Below are 2,874 nucleotides of genomic sequence, written 5' to 3' on the forward strand. Positions count from 1 at the left end.
GACCGGAATTAGCTGGAAAGCTGAACCATAGAGGGTGATAGTCCCGTATGGGTAACGAGTATAATAGATAGTGGTATCCTGAGTAGGGCGGGGCACGTGAAACCCTGTCTGAATTTGGCGGGACCATCCGCTAAGGCTAAATACTCCTGAGAGACCGATAGTGAACCAGTACCGTGAGGGAAAGGTGAAAAGAACCGTGAATAACGGAGTGAAATAGATCCTGAAACCATACGCTTACAAGCGGTCGGAGCCCTTTCGTGGGGTGACGGCGTGCCTTTTGCATAATGAGCCTACGAGTTAACGTTGCTGGCAAGGTTAAGTGGTTAAGCCACGGATCCGTAGCGAAAGCGAGTCTGAATAGGGCGCTTTAGTCAGTAGTGTTAGACGCGAAACCGTGTGATCTACCCATGGGCAGGATGAAGCTGTGGTAACACACAGTGGAGGTCCGAACCGGTTGACGTTGAAAAGTCTTCGGATGACCTGTGGGTAGGGGTGAAAGGCCAATCAAACTCGGAAATAGCTCGTACTCCCCGAAATGCATTTAGGTGCAGCGCTGAATTTAAAGTTATATAGAGGTAGAGCTACTGATTGGATGCGGGGGCTTCACCGCCTACCAATTCCTGACAAACTCCGAATGCTATATAATGTTTCTCAGCAGTGAGGGCTTGGGTGCTAAGGTCCAAGTCCGAGAGGGAAAGAACCCAGACCATCAGCTAAGGTCCCCAAATATATACTAAGTTGAAAGAACGAGGTTTGTCTGCCCAGACAGCTAGGATGTTGGCTTGGAAGCAGCCATTCATTTAAAGAGTGCGTAACAGCTCACTAGTCGAGCGGACGAGCATGGATAATAATCGGGCATAAGTATATTACCGAAGCTATGGATTTAGAGTTTACTCTAAGTGGTAGGGGAGCATTCTAACAGGGTTGAAGGTGTGTCGTAAGGCATGCTGGACTGGTTAGAAAAGAAAATGTAGGCATAAGTAACGATAATGCGGGCGAGAAACCCGCACACCGAAAAACTAAGGTTTCCACAGCTATGCTAATCAGCTGTGGGTTAGTCTGGTCCTAAGGCGAACCCGAAAGGGACAGTCGATGGCTAACGGGTTAATATTCCCGTACTACTAATTACTGTGATGGGGTGACGGAGTGATGAAAGCGCCGCGAACTGACGGAATAGTTCGTTGAAGTACCTACCTATAAGCTGCGCAGGCAAATCCACGCGGCTTGGGGAAATACGATAGTACTCGGAGTCTTCGGACAAAGAGATAGTGCGCCTAAGGGCTTCCAAGAAAAACCTCTAAACTTCAGGTAATTAGTACCAGTACCGTAAACCGACACAGGTAGTTGAGGAGAGAATCCTAAGGTGCTCGAGAGATTCATGGCTAAGGAATTAGGCAAAATAGACCCGTAACTTCGGGAGAAGGGTCGCCCTGTAGCAATACAGGGCCGCAGTGAAGAGGTCCAGGCGACTGTTTATCAAAAACACAGGGCTCTGCAAAATCGTAAGATGAAGTATAGGGCCTGACACCTGCCCGGTGCTGGAAGGTTAAGAGGAGATGTTATCTTCGGAGAAGCATTGAATTGAAGCCCCAGTAAACGGCGGCCGTAACTATAACGGTCCTAAGGTAGCGAAATTCCTTGTCGGGTAAGTTCCGACCTGCACGAATGGTGTAACGATCTGGACACTGTCTCAGCCATGAGCTCGGTGAAATTGTAGTAACGGTGAAGATGCCGTTTACCCGCAGTGGGACGAAAAGACCCTGTGCACCTTTACTATAGCTTAGTATTGACCTTGGATAAATGATGTGTAGGATAGGTTGGAGACTGTGAAGTGGCGTCGCCAGGCGTTGTGGAGTCATTGTTGAAATACAACCCTTTGTTTATCTGAGGCCTAACCCCGTATTGCGGGGGACATTGCTTGGTGGGTAGTTTGACTGGGGTGGTCGCCTCCAAAAGAGTAACGGAGGCTTCTAAAGGTTCCCTCAGTACGCTTGGTAACCGTGCGTAGAGTGCAATGGCATAAGGGAGCTTGACTGAGAGACATACAGGTCGATCAGGTACGAAAGTAGAGCATAGTGATCCGGTGGTTCCGCATGGAAGGGCCATCGCTCAAAGGATAAAAGGTACGCCGGGGATAACAGGCTGATCTCCCCCAAGAGCTCATATCGACGGGGGGGTTTGGCACCTCGATGTCGGCTCGTCACATCCTGGGGCTGGAGAAGGTCCCAAGGGTTGGGCTGTTCGCCCATTAAAGTGGCACGCGAGCTGGGTTCAGAACGTCGTGAGACAGTTCGGTCTCTATCTACTGTGGGCGTTAGAAATTTGAGTGGATCTGATTCTAGTACGAGAGGACCGAATTGGACAAACCTCTAGTGTATCTGTTGTTCCGCCAGGAGCATCGCAGAGTAGCTACGTTTGGAAGGGATAAGCGCTGAAAGCATATAAGCGCGAAACCCACCACAAGATGAGATTTCTTTTAAGGATCGTGGAAGATGACCACGTTGATAGGCTATAGATGTAAAGGCAGTAATGTCATAGTCGAGTAGTACTAATAATCCGTAAGCTTATGTACACCATTTTCCTCCCGAGCAATCGGGAGGAAGAAACTTTCTAAATAAATGCATTTTTCTTTATCTCAGTATGTTAAGATATTATACAATTTAATTTTTAATTCTAAATTTTTAATTAATTGTAAAGTTGCCCAAAGCAACTAACGACCTTAAGGTGGTTATTGCGGCGGGGCTCACCTCTTCCCATCCCGAACAGAGTAGTTAAGCCCGCCTGCGCAGATGGTACTGCAGTTATGTGGGAGAGTATGTCGTCGCCTTTCTTTTTAAAAACCCTTCATCATAAGATGAAGGGTTTTTTCGTTTA

General features: G+C 47.9%; 2 rRNA genes (1 of these 2 only partly in view). Both read left to right on the top strand.

From position 1 onward, the window contains the following. Window positions 1-2,572 (top strand): 23S ribosomal RNA (locus EV143_RS21230); it begins 409 nt to the left of the window's first position. Window positions 2,573-2,720: 148 nt separating this feature from the next. Continuing rightward, a 5S ribosomal RNA gene (rrf, locus tag EV143_RS21235) occupies window positions 2,721-2,830 on the top strand. Window positions 2,831-2,874 lie beyond the last annotated feature (44 nt).

The sequence above is a fragment of the Flavobacterium chryseum genome, from assembly GCF_004362015.1.
In the GTDB taxonomy this organism is placed as follows: Bacteria; Bacteroidota; Bacteroidia; order Flavobacteriales; family Flavobacteriaceae; genus Flavobacterium.